Source organism: Endozoicomonas sp. ALD040, from assembly GCF_049275945.1.
Classification (GTDB): domain Bacteria; phylum Pseudomonadota; class Gammaproteobacteria; order Pseudomonadales; family Endozoicomonadaceae; genus Endozoicomonas_A.
Map to the genome: position 1 here is coordinate 3,233,863 of NZ_CP184829.1, position 15,365 is coordinate 3,249,227.

Annotated in this window: 14 protein-coding genes, 1 tRNA gene and 2 pseudogenes; 9 read left to right on the forward strand and 8 right to left on the reverse strand. The window is 48.3% G+C overall.

The features are described 5' to 3' along the window. Positions 1–97: 97 nt before the first annotated feature. Entirely contained in the window at positions 98–1,036 is a 939-nt protein-coding gene (locus tag ACOJUN_RS11735; RefSeq protein ID WP_422136786.1) for a universal stress protein, read from the forward strand. A 31-nt stretch (positions 1,037–1,067) separates the two neighbouring features. Here the strand turns inward: ACOJUN_RS11735 and ACOJUN_RS11740 are convergent, their stop codons facing one another. Then, positions 1,068–1,517, reverse strand: a complete 450-nt coding sequence (locus ACOJUN_RS11740) for a c-type cytochrome (RefSeq protein WP_422136787.1) — start codon at positions 1,515–1,517, stop codon at positions 1,068–1,070. Positions 1,518–1,887: 370 nt separating this feature from the next. After that, positions 1,888–2,547 (reverse strand): RING finger domain-containing protein, encoded by a 660-nt coding sequence (locus tag ACOJUN_RS11745; protein ID WP_422136788.1) that lies wholly within the window; start codon positions 2,545–2,547, stop codon positions 1,888–1,890. Between the two features lie 534 nt (positions 2,548–3,081). Here ACOJUN_RS11745 and ACOJUN_RS11750 point away from each other — a divergent pair. After that, positions 3,082–3,156: transfer RNA gene (locus tag ACOJUN_RS11750), tRNA-Arg, on the forward strand. A gap of 550 nt (positions 3,157–3,706) precedes the next feature. After that, positions 3,707–3,931: a hypothetical protein gene (locus ACOJUN_RS11755; RefSeq protein WP_422136789.1), complete on the forward strand. Its 225-nt coding sequence runs from the start codon at positions 3,707–3,709 to the stop codon at positions 3,929–3,931. Positions 3,932–4,701: 770 nt separating this feature from the next. Here the strand turns inward: ACOJUN_RS11755 and ACOJUN_RS11760 are convergent. After that, on the reverse strand, positions 4,702–6,318 hold the full coding sequence (locus ACOJUN_RS11760; RefSeq protein WP_422136790.1) for a VRR-NUC domain-containing protein: 1,617 nt from the start codon (positions 6,316–6,318) through the stop codon (positions 4,702–4,704). Between the two features lie 65 nt (positions 6,319–6,383). On the opposite strand from ACOJUN_RS11760, the gene ACOJUN_RS11765 reads away from it, so the two are divergent. Further along, positions 6,384–6,647, forward strand: a complete 264-nt coding sequence (locus ACOJUN_RS11765; RefSeq protein ID WP_422136791.1) for a hypothetical protein — start codon at positions 6,384–6,386, stop codon at positions 6,645–6,647. 18 nt (positions 6,648–6,665) lie between these two features. Here ACOJUN_RS11765 and ACOJUN_RS11770 read toward each other — a convergent pair whose 3' ends face one another. Further along, positions 6,666–7,160, reverse strand: a complete 495-nt coding sequence (locus tag ACOJUN_RS11770) for a threonine/serine exporter family protein (RefSeq protein WP_422136792.1) — start codon at positions 7,158–7,160, stop codon at positions 6,666–6,668. Continuing rightward, a complete protein-coding gene (locus ACOJUN_RS11775; protein WP_422136793.1) occupies positions 7,160–7,948 on the reverse strand; it encodes a threonine/serine ThrE exporter family protein in 789 nt (262 codons plus the stop codon). Before ACOJUN_RS11775 ends, ACOJUN_RS11770 begins: the two co-directional genes overlap by 1 nt. Positions 7,949–8,433: 485 nt before the next feature. Between ACOJUN_RS11775 and ACOJUN_RS11780 the strand changes: the two genes are divergently transcribed. From ACOJUN_RS11780 to ACOJUN_RS11790, 3 genes and pseudogenes are all read left to right on the forward strand, one after another. Next, entirely contained in the window at positions 8,434–9,117 is a 684-nt protein-coding gene (locus ACOJUN_RS11780; RefSeq protein ID WP_422136794.1) for a zinc metallopeptidase, read from the forward strand. A gap of 816 nt (positions 9,118–9,933) precedes the next feature. Beyond that, a pseudogene (locus tag ACOJUN_RS11785) lies at positions 9,934–10,281 on the forward strand (UPF0149 family protein); the annotation flags it as partial. 225 nt (positions 10,282–10,506) lie between these two features. Continuing rightward, positions 10,507–10,575 (forward strand): annotated as a pseudogene (locus tag ACOJUN_RS11790) (SEC-C metal-binding domain-containing protein); the annotation flags it as partial. An 88-nt stretch (positions 10,576–10,663) separates the two neighbouring features. On the opposite strand, the gene ACOJUN_RS11795 reads toward ACOJUN_RS11790, so the two are convergent. Further along, positions 10,664–11,659: a CobW family GTP-binding protein gene (locus ACOJUN_RS11795; protein ID WP_422136795.1), complete on the reverse strand. Its 996-nt coding sequence runs from the start codon at positions 11,657–11,659 to the stop codon at positions 10,664–10,666. A 156-nt stretch (positions 11,660–11,815) separates the two neighbouring features. Between ACOJUN_RS11795 and ACOJUN_RS11800 the strand changes: the two genes are divergently transcribed. Continuing rightward, positions 11,816–12,433: a hypothetical protein gene (locus ACOJUN_RS11800; RefSeq protein ID WP_422136796.1), complete on the forward strand. Its 618-nt coding sequence runs from the start codon at positions 11,816–11,818 to the stop codon at positions 12,431–12,433. Positions 12,434–12,448: 15 nt separating this feature from the next. Here the strand turns inward: ACOJUN_RS11800 and ACOJUN_RS11805 are convergent, their stop codons facing one another. Both ACOJUN_RS11805 and chrA read right to left on the reverse strand, forming a co-directional pair. Beyond that, a complete protein-coding gene (locus ACOJUN_RS11805; protein WP_422136797.1) occupies positions 12,449–12,913 on the reverse strand; it encodes a hypothetical protein in 465 nt (154 codons plus the stop codon). A gap of 76 nt (positions 12,914–12,989) precedes the next feature. After that, positions 12,990–14,165 carry a chromate efflux transporter gene (gene chrA / locus ACOJUN_RS11810; protein ID WP_422136798.1) on the reverse strand — a complete coding sequence of 392 codons (1,176 nt, stop codon included), beginning with the start codon at positions 14,163–14,165 and terminating at the stop codon, positions 12,990–12,992. A gap of 387 nt (positions 14,166–14,552) precedes the next feature. Here chrA and tatC point away from each other — a divergent pair, with 387 nt between their 5' ends. After that, on the forward strand, positions 14,553–15,311 hold the full coding sequence (tatC, locus tag ACOJUN_RS11815; protein WP_422136799.1) for a twin-arginine translocase subunit TatC: 759 nt from the start codon (positions 14,553–14,555) through the stop codon (positions 15,309–15,311). The last annotated feature ends 54 nt before the right edge of the window (positions 15,312–15,365 follow it).

Genomic DNA, 15,365 nt, shown 5'->3' on the forward strand with positions numbered 1-15,365 from the left:
GCCAGGAACTGATATACACACTTCGTTCGTTCTGAGCTTGTCGCAGGATGGCGGCACGTAATTCGACAAGCCCGATGCGAACTGTATGGGGTTGACTATGCATGCTTTCAAGACCGTTATGGTGGCCATTACCAGAAGTCATACCAGCGAGCTCGAGTTAAGACAGGCCTTCAGGCTGGTGGCTGATAACCACGCCAGGCTTATTATGGCCTTTTTTGATCAAAGCCTGGAAATTATGCGCAAGCTTCAGTTCATACCTCTGGAAAGCAAGCTGGAGGCTGCCATGAGAAAGCAGTTGGAACTGGATGCCGAGAAGTTCAGGCAACTGGCGTGGGAAGAAGGCATCGAAGCCGAAGTTCATATTGTTGCTGGCAAGCCAAGACAGCTTATTGCGGGTTTAATTGAAGAATTTGGTGTAGACCTGGTTATCAAGCTTGCAGATCCCTCTGGGGCATTGGTTCGTAATCAGTTAACAGGTAATGACCTGGCGCTGCTAAGAAAATGTCCGGTCCCTGTATTGATGATGGCCTGCAGGGATCAGCTGCCTGATTTCACCGGCAAGATTCTGGTAGCGGTCGATGTCGGTGACCCGGACTCTGATGCGGTGGCCCTGAATAGAAATCTGCTCCTTCATGGTCACTATCTCAGCAGTCAGGAAGACGCTGAGCTGCATATAGTGACAGTCTGGAACCTGCCGTTGAACCAGCCTGCATTGAGGATGTTGGGTGATGAGGAGATCTATGATCTTCAGGAGAGCACTCATCAGCGCTATCAGCAGAGACTGGATAAGACACTGGTTGATGCGGGCATTGATCCTGAATCTGACAGGGTAAAAGTACACCTGTTGAAAGGCAACGCTGCCAGAGAAATAGAGAATTTGGCCAACGAAATTAATGTGGATCTGATCGTTATGGGAACTCTGAGCCGTCATGCCCGTGGAGTACTGATGGGGAATACGGCTGAGAATATTCTGAACAATATCTACTGTTCAATTCTGGCTGTTAAGCCGGAAGGCTTTGTCAGTCCACTGGCCTGAGAGCCAGTGAAGCTGACAACACTGAAGCGTATCAGGGCTTGAGACCACTCATGAATTCAATGGCGTTGCTGATCTCTTCGTCAGAGCAATCTCCACAGGTTCCTTTTGGAGGCATGCTGCCGACACCTTTGATGGCATTACCCAGCAGCTTGCTGAAATCACCCGCTGCAGCCAGTTTGGTTTCCCAGACAGCCTTGTCGCCTTTCTTGGGAGCGCCAAGCAGACCGGAAGTATGGCAGGCAGTACAGAACTGGTTGAAGATCTGCTCACCGGAACGAGGACCACTGGCGGTGCTGGCAGTGGCGCCGGCATTGGCAGCACAGTCTTCACCTTCAAGACACACAGAGCCAAGAGGAGCGATGCGCTCGGCTACTTCTTTACGGGAAATATCATCCAGCTCAACAGGCTTGGCGAACGCCAGGGCGGAAAACAGGCCTCCGACCAAGGCAATTAACGTACGTATTTGAGTTACCCGAGACACTCACTTATCCCCTATATCGACAAAGGCCCGCGGCACCATGTAATGAGTCAGTGGCACAATTTACTGTAATTGGCCAGTGGCACTTGGCTACGTCAGGCATCTCAACGCTTATGCTGCTTATGGTTAGATCTGGTGGACCTGAATAAACCATTGAGATGATCTTATTATTGTGTGCTCAGGGCACCGCCAGCAACCGAATTGTTTTTAAGCAACGCGGATTATAGAACAAAACGTTTGTCATATCAGCTAATTGTTTAACAGATTGATTGTATTGAACTATTTGTCGAAATATAAACATTGGTGCTTCTTTATTTGCGACACCCTCGATTGGGCGAGGGTTGACGGCGATTTTGCTAAATAAAATCAGCTGTCATTGTGTCTCTGACTCTGTCTCTGCCTCTGTCACTGTCTCTGTCTCTGTCTCTGTCACTGTCACTGTCATTGTCTGAGTCTGAGTTTCTGTCCGAGTCTCTGTCTCTGTCTGATTCTCTGTCTGAGTCTGTGTCTCTGGCTTGCATGTTATATCCATTATCATTCGAAAAGCTTCTACTGATTTCCACCGATCGGCTTCGCTTAACTCTGAAAAACGCTGAAAGAACAAATCAAGTAATGTTTTGTATAATCTTCTGTCATTATCGTCTCTTGGTGGACAATGGAGTTGTGATTGTACAAATAGAGCTGCTGCAGATAATAACTTAGGACTAGCCGGTTTGTTTTGTAGCTCGACAATCATATTTGCCTGAAGCTCTGGTCTGGAAAGTGCCTCAACCGCAGGTTCTTGCCCAAAACAAACACTATGATCTCCCGAACTTGCACCATGGTGTACTCGGGATCGCTGCCTGCAAACCGGGCATAACAGATCACGATGATTTGATCGCAATGTCTCTATACAATCCTTATGAAAATCATGTCCGCAACAAAGGCTGGTACTTTGCTGACCACTGATAATTTCATGCAGACAAATTGGACATACGTCAGCGTACCCTATTGTTAAAATTAAGTTGAAAACTAAAAAAATAAACAAGCGCATAAACAGCTACACCATTTTGATTTTAATAAAGAGAGCAAGCGTCACAAAAAAATCCACAGGAATGCATCTACTTGGCAGTCCCTGAATTTGTGATTAAGTGCTGCTTTGAGATTTGTGCTTGATGTATAGAAGGCAGTGTCATGTTCGTCCAGATCAGATTTCATCTTTTCCCATCAGTTCCCTGAGTTCATGGCAAATGCTGAATCTTACGTCACCTCGGATAGGGCGTTTGAAAAAGCAAAAAAGGTTGGTCACAGGTATTTCCACCAGACAAGACACGCTTATGCATGCAGGACCCCGGCTGCCAGGAAAGGTTATTAGCTGACAGTTGACGAATCCGCCAAAACCTGTTCAGCTTGAGATACCAGTGTCTAAAACCGTATTTGCGGCAAAAAGCCATAGACAGGCAGGAAGCTGATCAGTAATATTGGCCTCCGCTGAAAGCCCTGAAGTCAATTGGCTTTCAAACAGTCGTAGCTCAGCTGGACAGGGATTCTAACCTGCCTCAGCCCTGTCGAGGCTACGCCAGACGATGCTCTCGTGGTGTAACGGATAACACGCGGCCCTCCGGAGGCTGAGATTGGGGTTCGATTCCCTACGAGAGCGCCATTTCATTGATTGTCCCCGTTGACACCGAATAATGAACCTTTTCGGGTTCAGCCACGCTATTCTCTGCATCACATATCAGAGACTGTGCCTGTCTGGCACTAAGCAATGATCCCCGCTGCTCCGTGATTGTTGACAGAGAGAAAAATTCATTTTTCTGACAAAAACTGTGGAACTTTTTTAATGCACCTTAGTCCAATAAAGTAATAACAACATAAATCATTAATGGAGGTAGGATGTTATGCAGGTATCAGGAAGTGCAACAATATTAGAATGTATTTGCCCAGACCCAACGACGAAAACTGCTCGAAAACACGGCATTCTTGGCGGAACTTCTGCATGTTGTGGAGGCCTGATTGCCGGCTTCACCGGGAATGTGCTGCCTCTCGCAACCGCAAGTACTTACGCAGGATTTCTTATCGGATGCTCTTCTGGTTGCTGTCTTGGTGGCCTGTCTTACGCGGCTTGTAGTGCATACCGGACTGAAGGCTGCACTATCCGCTGCCGTCGTATAACTGAGACAAACGTCGCTTGTCACAGACACCTGCCAGTAATGAACCAACCCGGAAGCAACCCCATGCTTCAGGGGTCATTCCGTGCTGATGAAGACGCCGGTAGCCACTCTTATCCGCCCATTATTTCAATGCAACCGCCACCCTATGAAGAAAGAGACAGTCGAGCCACCCTGACCACACCTGCAGATCCTCCGCCACCCTACCAAAGACATGATTCAGCGTCGGATGGGCAAGAGGAAACTTCTTCAGAAACTACGGTTTGAAAAAGCATTTAAAGTATTAACTCACTCTCAAAGGCTCTGGATGTTTTCTGACAAAAACTGAGGAACTTTTTTCAGATACTTTAGTCCAATTGAATAATGACAACATAAATCATTAATGTGGGTAGGATGTTATGCAGGTAGCAGGAAGTGCAACAATAGTAGAATGTATTTGCCAGGACCCGACGTTGCAAAGTGCTCGAAGACACGGGATTTGTACTGGAATTTCTACAGGCCTTGGAGGTGCTGTTGGTTTCCTTATAGGGAGTATTGCCACTATTGGAAGCGGAACCAGTCCCACAGGACTTATTATCGGTGGCATTACTGGCTCCAGTATTGGTTGTCTGGCTTACCTAGCTGTCAGTGCATATCGGAACGATGGCTGCAGTATCCGGTGTCGTCGTATAACTGAGGCAGATGATGTTTGTCGCAGACATTTGCCAGTAACAGACCAGCCTGGAAGTACTCCCGTGCTTCAGGGTTTACTCCGGGCTGATGAAGATGCCGGTAGCCATTCTTATCCGCCCATTATTTCAATGCAACCGCCACCCTATGAAGAAAGAGACAGTCGATCCACCCTAACTGCACCTGCAAACCCTCCACCAGCTTATCAAAGAAATACCTCAGCGTCGGACGGGGAAGAGGAAATCTTTTCAGAAACCGGACTCTGAAAAAGCATTTAAGCCTGACCACGATAAAAGGAAAGTCGGTCAAGTGTTAGTGTGCTGTAGCCAAAGAGGCTGATCTCGGCGATGGTCATGACACCATTCTGACTACTGCCAATCCAAATACATAACTTCAGCCGGTATATCGTGTTCGGAAAAAAATGAAAGCCAGCGTTTCTGATTGTCCTGAAGTCGGTCACCAGGGCCTTTTACTTCTACCCATCGATACTCCCGGGTTTCTGGCTGAAAAAGAATCAAGTCGGGAAAGCCAGTACGATTATGGGCAAAGTCGAAAACCAGTTTTTCCAGCATGGCTTTCAGGTGAGGCCAGGGTATCAGGTCGCAGGCAAGCGTGATTAACTCTTCTGAAAGCCCGGGCCAATAGATTAAACGGTTGGAAATGCCCCGCTTTTGTTGATAAATAGTCAGAGCCTCCCGGGTCACATCAGACGTTTTCAGTTGTCTGAATCTTTTTTCAAACAAATTCTGTCGTTTACGGTAAAAGTCGGGGGTCGATAAGTCAGCAGGCGCACTCTGGAAAGGATGAAAAAAGGCATCTGGAATATCGGTAAACAGAATGTCCCAGAACAGCAGACCTGCCAGCCCACAGATCAGAGTATTTTCTACATAGAATGTTTTCCAGCCATTATTCTGAAAGTGTTTTTGCACCTGAAATTCAACCCTTTCGCTGCTATCAGGTAGGGAAAGGCGTTTTTCAGAAAAACGGGATTGTTTTCGTAAGGCTTTCTCCCTCTTTAATTTTCTGATGAATCGTTTGGCAAACTCCAGCTCCATATCGCTGGCAGGTTGTTTCAGAATATGGGTGCAAATCGTTTCGCTGGCTTTTATCTCTCCAAGCTTATGGTGGATACGAGCCATTCTTTCCAGAGCTGGCGGCAGGTTTGATTGTGCAAACAGGCTCAGAGCTTCATCGAACCGTTCTTTACGCTCCAATTCTCTGGCGATCCGGTTGACCAGGCGGCTGAAGCGTCTTTTTAGAATGGGGCTGGCAGGTGGGGCGGGGAGTTCATTTTGTAAATGGCAAAGGGCTTGAGAGTCTTTATCAAACTCTGCTTCATAAGCGAGAATGCCTAACTTAGATAGTTGTAAAGCGTCGTTTAATTCCTGCCGGGTTTTGAATAGTCGATTGCTTTTTTCCAGAGGGTAATTTTCAAACTTATAAAGTCCCAGGTCTTGCAGCACAAATTCGTTCAGATTCTGATGGAGATTACCAAAAAACAGGAATTGTAGATTCTGAACCTGTTCGGCGAAAAGAGGCTTATAAATATCAAAAGGCAGATCGGGTGACTGAGAGACTTCAGCCACAATCCGTTCAACAAGTTCAGGTCTTTTCAACTTCGAAGCAATGCCACTGACTGAGCTGAACCACTTCAAGAGCTCTGGCTTGGTGCCAAGTTGAACCAGTTCCGAGACGTTAATATCAGGATTAACAGCCAGTAGCCCCAGCTTCTCAAGCTCACGGGCTGCCGGGGTTATGGCCAATATTTCCGGATACTTCAATAAGTCTGAGCGGAACAAGGGGCCCTTTCTGCAAATCAGACGTACATAGAGACGCCGGGCAGGTTCAGAGGCAGCATGGAAACAGCTGAGAAAACTATTTTCATCATCCACCAACAGGTCTTCATAATGATGATTAACAAAATCCAGCAGTGACAGGAAGTTGGTTAGATAATAGTCTTCCGGAATTTCAACCATTTCAGTCATCGTCAGGCTGCCAATCGATAAGGTAAAACGCTAAGATTACCCCATTTAATAATCGGAAAACTGCCATGATTGATGATGATCTGGTCACTGAGGCGCATTTGCTGGAAATCGTAGAAAACCAGCTGACCGGGAATAACCCCACAAGGGTTAAAGAGACACTGCTCAGGCTGACCATGACGGGTATGGATAGACAGGAAGCCATGGACTATATTGCCTGCGCCCTTTCGGTCGAGATTATCGATGTGATTCAAAATGATGCGACTTTCAATCTGAACAGATATGAGCAGAATCTCGATAAACTGCCTGACACTCCCTGGATGACAACTTAACCAGCTACTTATGAGAAATTAGACTCTTGTGCGACGGGATTTCAGGAAACGGATGTCTTTGACACTGCGATTCTTAAAGAGCAGAGATGGAATGGTGACGCCGACGGCGAGGGATAAAAGAATAAATAGTGTATTCAACCCATAGCTGACGGTTTGCATTAAAAGATCGCTTGAGAAGGTGGTGGCCTGGCTCATCTCCATAAGCCCCATAATGCTTCTATAGGCATAGACGCCCGGCACCATCGGAATAACAGCGGGTGCCATAAAAACAGTAGTAGGCGTGTGCACCCAATGTGCTAACTGAATCGACAGCAAGCCCATGGTGCATGATGCCAGCAGTGTGGATGTCAGTAAATCGAGACCAAACTGCAGGGCTACACCTCTCAGCCCGTATCCCAGGGCAGCCAGAAAAGCTGAAGCCCAGAATGCCCGAATAGGCGAAGTGAACAGCGTAGCATAGCCCATGGCGACCAGAGCAGCCCAAAGACACTTTTCTAACAGCAAGCCGCTCATTATTGATGAACTCCCAACAGTGCGGAGCTGATGACGATACCTGTGGCAATGGCAAATGCGATAACAATGCCCTGCGTGGCGCGTGCCTGTCCGACAATAATATAGCCATGCATGAGATCAATAATACTGTTGATCAGCGGCACGCCCGGAATCAAAAAAAGAACGGAAGTGGCTACAGCTATTTCCGGAGAATCTCCCCAGTGAAACACCAGACCCAGTCCACTGATAGTACTGGCGATAAAGCCAGCAGCGACAACGGTCAGGGCAAGGTTATAACCCTTGGCCAGCAATATATTTCGGGCTGTAAAGCCAATGGCTGTTGCCGCACCTGCCAGCAGCATGGCCAGAACTTCTCCGCCGGCCAGTCGACAAAAGGCCATACCTGCCAGAGTTATCATGACCAGCAATACCATTTTTGGGTAATGAGGAATGCTTCGGATGCGCTCTATTTCTATGGCAATGTCGGTCATGGGCCAGTTTTCAAAAGCGACTTTCCAACTCATTCGACTGATGGCGGATACCACACTGAGGTTTACAGCGTAATGGCCAACTCTTTTAAAAGCAGTGTGTTGAAGGTGGGGGCTCTCTCGATCAGATAGAGTCAAAGTAATCCCGGCAAAGGAGAAGAATAGTTCAATGTCATATCCCAGGGCATAAGATATTCGTCGTATATTACGATCAACCCTGTCAGTATGTGCACCGGATGACGTAAGCAGAACAGCGATATCCAGCAGAAGGCTGGACACGGCTCGGTGATTATACTCAGGGGCAAAATTCGATATAGCCATGAAAAGCAGATTCTGGAGTGAGGCAAGGATTCAGAAACCAGATCGGCCAATAATGCCAGGCTTCCCGATTCAGGTCAGGATTTTAGCAAACAGCAGAGATAGAAATATACCGCCATTGAACCACGCCAGCGACGGACACTTATATGAGCTGGCAGCCGAGATATGATATAAAGCTTCTCAGCCACAAGTGAAAAAGTGAAATTATTTTTCATTATGAAAGACCTTTTCACAAACAGTAAGCGGTAATATGGGCTGAAAAACATGCTGCAATTCTTTAAAGATGTAAAAAATATGCATTGGGCCCCAAGGCTGATTCTGGCCCTGGTCGTCTTGAAAGTGATCGCCGACGTGGTACGTGAACAGGCCATTTTTTAATCCTGAAAGCGTATAAAAACGCTGCAAATCAAGAGAATGGCTGAGCGAAAAGCTCGATAGTTTACGAAATTTCCAAGCTAAAACATTATCAATGGATTGGAGAGCATGGAATGGTCTTTGTCATCCTGGGGTTGTTGATTCTTGTTCTGGTGTTTGGTCCCCAGATCTGGGTAAAGCGAACAATCAGACTACATAGCAGTGATCGTCCGGATCTCCAGGGAACCGGTGGCGAGCTGGTTGAACATCTTGTGGAACGCTTTGGCCTTGAGGGCGTAAAGGTTGTCAAAGGCAGCCAGGGAGAAGACTTCTATAACCCGGAAGAGTGGCTGATTTCGCTTTCTCCGGAAAACTACGATGGACGTTCAGTTTCAGCAGTTGCTGTCGCGGCCCATGAAACCGGACATGCGCTTCAGCATCAGGAAAAACATGCCGGATTTATGCTTCGTCAGAGGCGGATACGTCTCGCCATAACCATAGAGCGTTTCAGTGCCATGGCGCTGATGATTACGCCACTGATTTTCGCCCTGACCCGGGTTCCACACAGCATGTTGCTAACGGTTTTGATCGGTGTCTCCGGTATGCTAGCGGCCATCTGGGTGCAACTGATCAATTTGCCCGTTGAACTGGATGCCAGCTTTAAAAAAGCCCTGCCCATTCTGGCGGAGGGTTACCTGTCAGAAAAAGATATGCCTGCTGCCAGAGAGGTATTAAAAGCGGCTGCCATGACTTATGTTGCTGCGGCGCTGGGCAGCCTGCTCAATCTTGGCCGCTGGATTGCTATTCTCAGACGTTAGTTTGAATGAGCGTCATAATCTCTCCGGAGTATTTATTCTGAAGGAGCTCGAGGATGTTGGATTAGTTGAACTGATCTACTATGATTGCGTGCCTTTCTGTACGGATCACCTTCGGATATCTCCATGAGTCCTTATACCTCTCCTATTTCTGAACTTCTTGGTCTGGGCCACTGCGACTGGCAGGATTGGACGGATTATAGCCGTTTTGAATTTAATGAGTCGCACATCCCGGAGCTGTTGAAGTTGGCTCAGGACTGGACCTTCTTTGATCATGACGATGCCGATACCGTCTGGTCACCCGTTCATGCCTGGAGAGTTCTGGGTATTCTGCAGGCAAAAGAAGCGGTAGAACCTCTGCTGGAGCTGTTCTACAAAGATGATGAACATTTTGTGATTTCAGAGTATCTGCCTTCTGTGGTCGGTCGTCTTGGTAAAGTGGCCACTGATCGCCTTTGGAGCATTGCCAGAAACACCGGGGAAAATGAAGATGCCCGGGATCTGGCTATAGAGTCTCTGCGCTGGAATGCGACTTACCATGACGCGGATCGTGAAAGCACAGTAGCAGGCCTTCAGCAGCTTCTGGAAGACAGGGAAGATGATGGGAACTATCTGAATACGGCCTTGGTCGGTGCCCTGATCGATCTGCACGGCAAAGAAGCAGCTAAAGTCATCCGCGATGCTTTTGAGCGTGGTAAAGTTGATCGTGAGGTTCATGGTGATATTGAGGACGTGGAGATTGAGCTGGGTTTGAGAGAAACCCGTTCCTTCATTCCTGACTGGCGTTTTGACGATGCCCAGAAGGCAACATTGGCAACCATGCTGTCTGAGTATGGCCAGATGTCCTATCAGGAATTGGAAGGTTTCCTGTTTGGTATCTGGGGCTCGCCTCAACCGGTGCCACCCAACCGCTGGTTTAAAAAAATCTTTGGTGAAACACCTGCTTTTACGGATGCGCAGCAGGAAAAAGACGCTCACCGTATATTGTTTAATCTTTGCGACACGATTGAGCGGACTGCTGCAATGGGGCTGGATATCATTCCTGAAGACTGTCTGTCAGAAACGCCGGAAGATGAGTTGTTCCCCAATCTTCAAAAGTGGTCCAAAGGTTTCGGTGAAGCCAATGCCATGCTGGTGAACTTCTGGGAAGAAATATTCCAGCACCAGGCCATGAAAGAGCTGGAAGAATCCTGGACAGCCTGCACCATTCTCCTCAGCGTCTGGTCCAACCCTGAGCAGCTAATGGATAAAGCCAAAAAACCGGGGGGGCCTGACATTGGCAAGATGCTGTCTGCAGTGCCCTCTGTAGCCAGGGAGCTGGCTTCCATTGACTTGGGAGTTCGCACCCGTTGGGAAGCCATTACGGAAACGCCAGATCCGGTTTCTGTTACCAAAATTGGTCGCAATGATCCTTGCCCCTGTGGCAGTGGTAAAAAATACAAGAAGTGCTGCGGCGCTTGATTCTGGCAAGCTTATTATCCAGATGAAACACAACACTTTCTGGAAACGGGATCTCATGGAGGTCCCGTTTTTGTAACTGGTAAAGCCTTCACTCTGAATCGGGCACCAATCCTGCCGCCTGGCACAATAACTCTTCAATCTCATCCCATGCCAGAGGTTCGTTGTGAATCACCTCAATCCGACTGTTATCGCATTCTTCCAGTTCCATGATGCTGACTACTCCATCCTGGGCATTAAATGCCCTTGGCCCGAGATGGGTATTAACCACAGCTTTCAGACGTTTGGCGGGTATGCTGTTGAAGAGATGAAACAGTGCATCGAAGGAAAACACCAGCATTGAACTGTACAGCCAGCCGCAGCTGAAATGGCCCTGTCCCTTGTTCTCTCGCCGGATAAACAGCTCACCATCGGGCAGTTGCAGGGGAGCGGTTTCGGGCATGGCGCTGTGTGAGTGATGCGCATCCGGGTGCAGAGCGACCTGATGACCTTTGGGAAGATCTAGCCATTGCTGCTCCAGTGCGCCATGGGCTACCCAGGCTGTTTTGAATGTTTTGTTTTCCATAGAGCTGCAGAAGTTGTCAAAACGCTCTTTGTCGGAATCCTCACAACAGTCGGTCTTATTGGCCACGATAACGTCTGCCAGAGCGATCTGATCCTGAAAATTTTCGTTATCCAGATACCGCTGGTCTTTCAGATTCCGGGGGTCCACCAGACAGATACTGGCTTTCAGATCGAGTACATCGCAATAGTGCTCACCTGACAGCGTCTGCAGAATCTGCTCCGGATGCCCCAGTCCTGTGGGTTCGATCAGAATACGGTCTGGTTTGCTGCGGGCAATCAGCATATTCAACCCTATCTGCATGGGCAGCCCGGCCACGCAGCACATGCAGCCACCGGGCACTTCCCGGACAACTGCGCCTTTGCCCGACATTATGGCGCCATCGATGCCGATTTCTCCAAACTCATTCACCAGCACACCCCAGGTTTCTTCTCTGGGCTTGTTGGCAAGAAGATGAAGGATCGCAGTAGTTTTACCGGATCCGAGGAAGCCGGTAATCAGGTTAGTAGGGATTGCTTTGGTCATGACATCTGAAACTGATTGAGGTTGTTATAATATAACGTTTTTGCCGAAGGTATGGGAGAAGAATTTCTCTAAACACTGTCCAGTGATGGAAGAAACCTGAAAATCGTCGATAGTTAGATGTAAGGTATTTTCAGCTTTCAAGGAGGATCATGAGCCATGGCTGGACCAGTAAATTTTCTCAAAGGCTTGGTGGGAGCTTCAACTTCACAGAGTTCGAACAAGGTCAAAGGCAAGCAGGTCGGGCGATATGATCATCGAGCAGCTGAGGCTGTCGATGGCAAACCCATCCTGAAGGAGTCAAAAGAATTCTTTTTGGCTCAAGCTGATCATCTGGAAAAACAGGCTGGACAGTACAGGTCGAACGTTGCGCAACAGTGCACACTAGAGCAAGCTCAAAAATTCAGAACCCAGGCGGAAAATGCCAAAACCAGTGCCCAGCTTCAAAATGAAAAAATTCGTAAGGAACAAAGAAGCCGAATGGCCGAAGCAAGGAAAGCAAGACAGAAGGGTCCTCTGAATCAGATAAAAAAAGCCGCAGTTAAGGTTGTTGATGCCGTCAAGCATGAAGCAGAAGAGTTTTATCAGACTGCATCACAGGCTGTCGAATGGGGGGGGCGTCAGGTCAGATTAGTTAACGAACAAGATGTATTGAACAATATGATTAAGCAAAAAGACAAATTGAAGTGGTATAAGAACCCTGCAGAAAGCTTTCAACTGTGGCGGGACATAAGGCAGGTGAGAGCCAGAATCAAGACTCTCGAGAATGAAAAGTAACAGTAAAACATCCGCTCACAGGGAAGTTTTTTTAGTCATATTGACTTCCCTTAGTCCTTCGATATGACTCCCCAGCCGCCAGATTATGAATAAACTCACCAATGTGGCGACGGATTCAAAAATAAGCTCTGACTGTTCCATGGGTGCAAAAGCCAATATTAAAAAGATCGGCAGGCTGAACACCAACGCTCTCATGGTGACGACCCAACCTATTGAAATCAGTCGGGTCCAGAACTGTTCTCCCTGAAGACCCCCGTTGCAGAGCCAGGCGTAAAAGATAGCAATGACAGGAATCAAGAGCTCTATGGCCTCAAGCCAGACTGAATGGGCAGAGCGGTCATTGATGCTTCCAGGAAAAAAAGCCAGGGTTAGAAATGCCAGCCAGCATATCGCATAGAGGTAAGTTTCCCGACCAGAGAGAGGCTTCTTTCTCAGTCGTTCCTTCAGCCAGTTGATATCCCAGAACACCACGAATTGCATAATCGTACCCTCCAAAAGCTTATATAGTTTAGAGTCTCCGGGGAGTGAAAAGTTCCCCGGAAGTGTCTGCTCAGTTTCAGATCAACAGAAAACCAATGCCTGCAAAAAGGGGAACCATCCAGGCAATTGGCAGCTTCCAGACAGCCAGAAGCAGATAAGCCAACAATGCCAGGGCAACATCCTGAGCATCCTTGATGGCCAGAGTAATCACCGGATTGTAAAAGGCTGCCAGAAGCAAGCCTACCACCGCCGCATTAATGCCATTGATAGCGGCTCTCAGCTTTGGCATGGCTTTCAGACGATTCCAGAAGGGCCAGGCCGCTGCCAGCAGAAGGAAAGAGGGAGCAAAAATACCCAACAGAGCGGCCAGTGCATTGGAAATACTGTAGCTATCGCCGTATACACCGCCCAGAAAAGGAGCCAAAGCAAACATAGGGCCAGGTACTGCCTGGGCGGCACTGTAGCCAACCAGGAAAGCGTCCGGAGTAACACCGCCGGGATGTACAACTTCAGCCTGAAGCATCGGCAGAACAACATGACCGCCGCCAAACACCAAGGCACCGGCGCGATAGAAACTGCCAAACAAGCTCAGGCTGGTAGAGTCTGACATATCTGCAAAGAAAGGCAGCAAGATAAGGCCGGCAAGAAAAAGAACCAGTGCAGCAAAGGCCTGTCGTTTGCTGCCTTTAACCCGGGCATGGTCGTCATGAGCAGACTGATCTTTGTAGATGACGAATCCACAGGCTGCCGCCACAAAAATCACCCCAATCTGGGTGAATACATGGGGAAGCAGCAACATGATCCCTGCTGACAACACCGCTAATGTCACCCTGGGACGATCCGGACATAATGATTTGCCCATTTTGATGAGGGCATCCGCCACGACAGCAACGGCAAACAGCTTGATGCCCTGTAGCATTCCCATAGCGGCAGGGATGCCGGATATCTCACTGTAGCCCAGAGCCAGCAGGATCATGATCAGGGCAGAAGGAAGGGTGAAACCCAGGAATGCGGCCACAGCACCCGGCAGGCCGGCACGTTCAAAACCTATGCTCATTCCTACCTGACTGCTGGCCGGTCCGGGCAGCATCTGGCAGAGGGCTACGGTGTCAGCGTAATCTCTTTCGCTGAGCCATTTGCGACGTCCTACAAACTCTTTATGAAAGTAGCCAATGTGGGCTGTGGGTCCCCCGAAGGAGTAGCAACCCAGCACCAGAAAGCGCCAGAAGATGTCGAGAATCGAGTGTCTCATAAACTGTCCTCACAAATATTGCCCGTTATTGTAAGGATGGGTATGTCATTAATCGAATGAATTCACTTAAGTACCTAACCAGTTGGTTTCGCATATTCTGGACGGCGGCTTTTTCCACCCTTCTGCGTTCCAACTCTGGTTGCGTAGCTATGGCTACGCGCCCGTCGTTGCGCCTTGAAGGATGAAAAAATCCACTCGCCAGAATATGCGAAACCAACTGGCCAGGTACTTATTGGAAATCATTTCAGATAGGGTTCTGTGCAGAATGGCGGCTGTTTTTTTCGCAAGTAGTGGCTGTCCTATTGAATCTACTGATTGTGAGAAGGGTTTTCAGTTGAGTATGCTTAAGTATCTGGCCATCGGAGTGATTTTCAGGATAACAAATAAATGTCGTCTACTACCGAGAGCAGTGACAAGCAACAACCTTTGGTTCAGCATCTGCTAGAGCTGAGAACCCGTATTCTGCGCAGCATCGTTGTTATGCTGATTATTTTTGCCGGGCTCTTCTACTTTTCCAGTACGCTCTATGAATTCTTTTCAGAGCCTCTGCGAGTTTTCCTGCCGGAAAATAGCAGCATGATCGCAACGGATGTTGCTTCGCCCTTTCTGGCACCTTTCAAACTGACAATGGTCCTGTCACTGTTTGCCGCTATTCCTTTTATCCTCAATCAGATATGGGGGTTTATTGCGCCGGGGCTATACAGGCATGAGAAGAGGCTGGCTGTACCACTGCTGATTGCCAGTGTCGTACTGTTTTATGTCGGAGTGGCTTTTGCCTACTTTGTGGTCTTTCCGCTGATCTTTGGGTTCTTTACCAGCACCGGCCCTGAGAGTGTCACGGTGATGACCGACATAAACAGTTACCTGAATTTTATTCTGAAACTGTTTTTTGCCTTCGGTATGGCATTTGAGATTCCTGTTGTCACTGTGCTTCTGATCTGGTCGGGAGTCTCAACCGTTGAGTCCCTGTCTGGAAAGCGTCCCTATATTGTCGTAGGCTGCTTTGTTCTGGGCATGCTGCTGACCCCTCCTGATGTAATTTCCCAGACTCTGCTGGCTGGCCCGATGTGGTTGTTGTTTGAGGTGGGCATTATGTTTGCTCGTCTGACGTCACGAAAACCAGAGGAAGCCGAAGTGAAGCCGTGAATCAGAGGCCTTTTACCTGAATGAGCGGAAAGCCCCGTACTTTTAGAGGATGTC

Bases quoted from the DNA above. Each gene is read 5' to 3' on its own strand.
- ACOJUN_RS11735 (WP_422136786.1), top strand. From the start codon at position 98: ATGCATGCTTTCAAGACCGTTATGGTGGCCATTACCAGAAGTCATACC.
- ACOJUN_RS11745 (WP_422136788.1), bottom strand. From the start codon at position 2,547: ATGCGCTTGTTTATTTTTTTAGTTTTCAACTTAATTTTAACAATAGGG.
- ACOJUN_RS11755 (WP_422136789.1), top strand. From the start codon at position 3,707: ATGAACCAACCCGGAAGCAACCCCATGCTTCAGGGGTCATTCCGTGCT.
- ACOJUN_RS11760 (WP_422136790.1), bottom strand. From the start codon at position 6,318: ATGACTGAAATGGTTGAAATTCCGGAAGACTATTATCTAACCAACTTC.
- ACOJUN_RS11765 (WP_422136791.1), top strand. From the start codon at position 6,384: ATGATTGATGATGATCTGGTCACTGAGGCGCATTTGCTGGAAATCGTA.
- ACOJUN_RS11770 (WP_422136792.1), bottom strand. From the start codon at position 7,160: ATGAGCGGCTTGCTGTTAGAAAAGTGTCTTTGGGCTGCTCTGGTCGCC.
- ACOJUN_RS11775 (WP_422136793.1), bottom strand. From the start codon at position 7,948: ATGGCTATATCGAATTTTGCCCCTGAGTATAATCACCGAGCCGTGTCC.
- ACOJUN_RS11780 (WP_422136794.1), top strand. From the start codon at position 8,434: ATGGTCTTTGTCATCCTGGGGTTGTTGATTCTTGTTCTGGTGTTTGGT.
- ACOJUN_RS11795 (WP_422136795.1), bottom strand. From the start codon at position 11,659: ATGACCAAAGCAATCCCTACTAACCTGATTACCGGCTTCCTCGGATCC.
- ACOJUN_RS11800 (WP_422136796.1), top strand. From the start codon at position 11,816: ATGGCTGGACCAGTAAATTTTCTCAAAGGCTTGGTGGGAGCTTCAACT.
- ACOJUN_RS11805 (WP_422136797.1), bottom strand. From the start codon at position 12,913: ATGCAATTCGTGGTGTTCTGGGATATCAACTGGCTGAAGGAACGACTG.
- chrA (WP_422136798.1), bottom strand. From the start codon at position 14,165: ATGAGACACTCGATTCTCGACATCTTCTGGCGCTTTCTGGTGCTGGGT.
- tatC (WP_422136799.1), top strand. From the start codon at position 14,553: ATGTCGTCTACTACCGAGAGCAGTGACAAGCAACAACCTTTGGTTCAG.